This is a genomic window from Moorena sp. SIO3B2 (assembly GCF_010692525.1).
Lineage (GTDB): Bacteria > Cyanobacteriota > Cyanobacteriia > Cyanobacteriales > Coleofasciculaceae > Moorena > Moorena producens.
In genome coordinates, this window is the sequence record NZ_JAAHHE010000499.1 from 1 (window position 1) to 3,859 (window position 3,859).

The 3,859-nt window shown below is 47.6% G+C and carries 6 protein-coding genes and 1 tRNA gene; 4 read left to right on the forward strand and 3 right to left on the reverse strand.

Annotated features, from left to right (window positions below; genetic code table 11):
* Together F6K38_RS36955 and F6K38_RS36960 are read left to right on the forward strand one after the other, a co-directional pair.
* On the forward strand, positions 1–254 hold a 254-nt coding region (locus F6K38_RS36955), incomplete at its 5' end, for a hypothetical protein (RefSeq protein WP_287359988.1).
* A 21-nt stretch (positions 255–275) separates the two neighbouring features.
* Positions 276–581 carry a hypothetical protein gene (locus F6K38_RS36960; RefSeq protein ID WP_287266207.1) on the forward strand — a complete coding sequence of 102 codons (306 nt, stop codon included), beginning with the start codon at positions 276–278 and terminating at the stop codon, positions 579–581.
* Positions 582–809: 228 nt separating this feature from the next.
* Here F6K38_RS36960 and F6K38_RS36965 read toward each other — a convergent pair whose 3' ends face one another.
* Positions 810–1,007 (reverse strand): hypothetical protein, encoded by a 198-nt coding sequence (locus F6K38_RS36965; RefSeq protein ID WP_131827281.1) that lies wholly within the window; start codon positions 1,005–1,007, stop codon positions 810–812.
* Here F6K38_RS36965 and F6K38_RS36970 point away from each other — a divergent pair.
* Positions 1,002–1,811, forward strand: coding sequence for a creatininase family protein (locus tag F6K38_RS36970; protein WP_008186603.1), 810 nt, complete (start codon positions 1,002–1,004; stop codon positions 1,809–1,811). The two genes, F6K38_RS36965 and F6K38_RS36970, sit on opposite strands and share 6 nt — an antisense overlap.
* Before the next feature lie 4 nt (positions 1,812–1,815).
* On the opposite strand, the gene F6K38_RS36975 is transcribed toward F6K38_RS36970, so the two are convergent.
* Together F6K38_RS36975 and F6K38_RS36980 are read right to left on the reverse strand one after the other, a co-directional pair.
* A complete protein-coding gene (locus F6K38_RS36975; RefSeq protein ID WP_154659851.1) occupies positions 1,816–1,977 on the reverse strand; it encodes a hypothetical protein in 162 nt (53 codons plus the stop codon).
* 90 nt (positions 1,978–2,067) lie between these two features.
* Positions 2,068–2,148, reverse strand: a tRNA-Leu gene (locus F6K38_RS36980).
* Between the two features lie 333 nt (positions 2,149–2,481).
* Between F6K38_RS36980 and accC the strand changes: the two genes are divergently transcribed.
* Complete coding sequence (gene accC, locus F6K38_RS36985; protein WP_287359990.1) at positions 2,482–3,828, forward strand: acetyl-CoA carboxylase biotin carboxylase subunit; 1,347 nt, start codon at positions 2,482–2,484, stop codon at positions 3,826–3,828.
* Positions 3,829–3,859: the final 31 nt, after the last annotated feature.

The window sequence follows — 3,859 nt, forward strand, 5'->3', positions numbered from 1 at the left end:
TTAGGCAAGTGCGATCGCATCAGCCTGTGAGCCTGGTGATTGAGCCTGTGAGCCTGATCAGCCAAAGTGATCCCACTAGCTTAATGACTTGGAGGATAAAATGTAAGCATTCAGCTATCAGCTATCAGCTATCAGCTAATGCGCTACTTGAGGTGCTTTTGAATAAAATAACCACCTCAAGCAGCGTGAGCCTTGGCCTTGGCCATAGGCCAAGCTTTCGGCAAAGCCGACGCTTCGCAAACGCGAATGGCTGACGGCTGACGGCTGACGGCTGAATGCTTACGATAAAATTTATGGCAAGCCTTAATCTCAAAGAAGAAGCACGTAGATTAATCGATAAATTACCAGAAGATTTTAGCTGGGCAGACCTAATACAGGAAATTCACCTCCGCCAAGATGTTAAAACTCAACCTGCTGACAGCACAGAAGCTCGAAAGATACCTGTAGTAACAGCTATCTTCGATGGTGAGGTTTTACGGTTAGACAGAACTGTTAATCTCGAACCCGGCAAGCGCTATGCGATTGCTATTGAGACAGAAGTGACAACAGTTACTAGCCAAAATGCCTGGGATGTGTTATAAGGATTTGCCGGAACAGTTGAAGCACCATCAGACTGGGCTATGGAACATGACCATTATTTGTATGGAACGCCTTGTTCAAGCTGGTTATCGAGCTTTGATGCTTGATAAGTAAAAAACTATAGCACTAAGGGTAGCTACCTGTAGGGTGGGCAAAACCTTGCCCACCCTACCCATGGATTCTGTGGGTAAGTCCTGAGTAAAAAACTATAGCACTAAGGGTAGGCTAATTTAAGTAAGTGCGATCGCATCAGCCTCTGAACCTCGTGAACGAACCTCTGAACCTCCTGAGTGTAAAAAAATACTAATTAAAGTCCGGTGGGCAAAGTATTCTACTATATAGGGTTTCTCATACCTATGAACTACAGAGGATTTTTTCCCTCTCCCCACACCTCCCACACTTCCCACCCTCCCCACACTCTTATGCATAATTTCATTCCTCCGGAACGATTTTTCCCTTATCTGACCTGGACTGATATCGAACAGATGCCAGACAAAGAAAATGTTGTGATTATTCAGCCGGTCGCTTCCATTGAGCAGCATGGCCCCCATTTACCGCTGATTGTAGATGCGGCGATTGGGGTGGGAGTCTTGGGCAAAGCCTTAGGCTGCTTAGACCCAGAAATCCCGGCTTATGCCTTACCTCCCCTTTATTACGGCAAATCCAATGAGCATTGGCATTTTCCTGGCACCATTACCCTTAGTGCTCAAACCTTACTAGCGGTGCTGATGGAAATGGCTGATAGTATCTATCGGTGTGGGTTTCGGAAGTTAGTACTGATGAATTCCCATGGCGGACAACCCCAAGTGATGGAAATTGCAGCACGGGATATTCACCACAAGCATGAAGATTTTATGGTATTTCCCTTGTTTACCTGGGGCGTGCCTAACATGGCCAAGGAATTAGCTACCCAGAAAGAATTAGAATTAGGGATTCATGGGGGGGATTTAGAAACTAGTCTCATGCTCTGTCTACTCCCCGGTCAAGTGAAAATGGATCGGGCAGTAAAGGAATATCCCCAGGGATTGCCCGAAGATAGTCTATTGAGTATGGAAGGAAATTTGTCCTTTGCTTGGCTGACCAAGGGGCTGACTCAGAGTGGAGTACTCGGGGATGCCACAGCAGCAAGTGAGGAAAAAGGCGATCGCTTATTAGCCTCTCTTTGTGATGGTTGGGTAAACGTGATTCGCGATATCTATCGGTTTCAGCAGCCTGATGTGACGAAGAGGTGATTGCTTAGGGAATCGGGAATCGGGAATCGGGAATCGGGAATCGGAAGTCTGAGGAGGGTGGGGAGGGTGGGAAGTGTGGGGAGAAGGGGAGGGAAGAAGAGTGTGGGAATAGGCAAGAGGCAATAGGCAATAGGCAATGGTGCGCCCTTGTCCCATAGTGCTGCATCCCTTTTATGATAATGTTTTCATCTATTTTTCTTCTGCCCTGAGCCGAAGCTCCCCGTTGGGAAGTTGCCTAGAACTCTTGGCTGATCAATGCGGATGGCGAGACTCGAACTCGCATGGCTTTCGCCACACGCCCCTCAAGCGTGCGTGTCTACCATTCCACCACATCCGCGATTTGCTAACCGTTTCTTAGGATAACATACAACAGTACTGAGCTGCAAAGCCTGGATCATAAAATTACTGTCAAAATTGCTGTGAAACTTAAATTGACGGGTAAACCCAATTTAGGCATGATAGCACTAGGCATTAGGGATTAAGACAAAAAAAACCCTTAATAGTTTATAAACCATGTTGCGCCCCATCCTCCCCACACTTACTATATTTCCCAACCCTCCCCACACCGACCTTTCTCCCCACCCTCCCCACACTTCCCACACTTCCCACACTTCCCCATCAATCCTAGTTTTACATCTCAACTAAAAACCCTATATAGCCAAGCTATTTTATGAAATTTTCAAAGATATTAATTGCCAATCGTGGGGAAATTGCCTTACGGATTATCCGAACCTGTGAGGAGATGGGGATTCCCACCGTTGCAGTTCACTCGACCATTGACCAACATGCTCTTAATGTCCAACTGGCCGATGAAGCGGTTTGTATCGGGGACCCCCCCAGCAACAAAAGTTATTTAAATATACCCAATATTATTTCTGCTGCCCTCACTCGCAACGCCACTGCCATTCATCCAGGCTATGGTTTCCTATCAGAAAATGCCCGTTTTGCTGAAATCTGTGCTGATCATCAGATTGCCTTCATCGGTCCTACCCCAGAAGCGATCCGGGCCATGGGAGATAAATCTACGGCCAAAGAAACCATGCAACGAGCTGGTGTGCCCACAGTGCCCGGAAGTGATGGATTAGTCAGCTCTGAGCAAGAAGCTCATGCGATCGCACGTCAAATTGGCTATCCTGTCATGATTAAAGCCACTGCTGGTGGTGGAGGAAGGGGTATGCGCCTGGTACAGGATGACAGCCAATTGATTAAACTCTTCCAAGCCGCTCAAGGGGAAGCCCAAGCTGCCTTTGGTAATGGCGGGGTATATATTGAAAAATTTCTTCAACGCCCTCGCCATATCGAGATTCAAATTTTAGCTGATAGTCACGGCAACGCAATCCACTTGGGTGAGCGAGACTGCTCGATCCAACGGCGTCACCAAAAGCTACTGGAAGAAGCCCCTAGCCCAGTGCTTGACCCAGAATTGCGGGAAAAAATGGGTAATGCTGCGGTAATGGCCGCTAAGTCCATCAATTACGTCGGAGTTGGTACAGTAGAGTTTCTCTTAGATGCCTCTGGTGAATTCTACTTTATGGAAATGAACACCCGAATTCAGGTAGAACACCCAGTCACCGAGATGATCACCGGTCTAGACTTGATCGCCGAACAAATTAAAATTGCTGAAGGGGATAAACTAAGCCTTACCCAAGACCAAGTTACTCTCAAAGGTCACGCCATCGAATGTCGGATCAATGCCGAAGACCCAGACCACGGTTTCCGTCCCCAACCAGGACGAATTAGTGCTTACCTACCACCAGGAGGACCAGGGGTGCGCATGGATTCCCATGTTTACCCCGATTACGAAATTCCCCCCTATTACGACTCTCTGATTGGGAAATTAATCGTTTGGGGTCCCACCCGTGATGCGGCCATTCAGCGCATGAAACGAGCCTTAAGGGAGTGTGCCATTACCGGAGTCACCACCACCCTCACTTTCCATCAAAAAATCCTAGAGACACCAGCTTTTATTGAGGGTCAGGTCTATACCAATTTTGTCGAGAAGGAGATGATGACCTGAACAGCAGAAGGCAGAAGGCAGAGGGCAGAAG

Coding starts and splice junctions, on each gene's coding strand:
- F6K38_RS36960 (WP_287266207.1), top strand. CDS start 276: ATGCTTACGATAAAATTTATGGCAAGCCTTAATCTCAAAGAAGAAGCA.
- F6K38_RS36970 (WP_008186603.1), top strand. CDS start 1,002: ATGCATAATTTCATTCCTCCGGAACGATTTTTCCCTTATCTGACCTGG.
- F6K38_RS36965 (WP_131827281.1), bottom strand. CDS start 1,007: ATGCATAAGAGTGTGGGGAGGGTGGGAAGTGTGGGAGGTGTGGGGAGA.
- F6K38_RS36975 (WP_154659851.1), bottom strand. CDS start 1,977: ATGCAGCACTATGGGACAAGGGCGCACCATTGCCTATTGCCTATTGCC.
- accC (WP_287359990.1), top strand. CDS start 2,482: ATGAAATTTTCAAAGATATTAATTGCCAATCGTGGGGAAATTGCCTTA.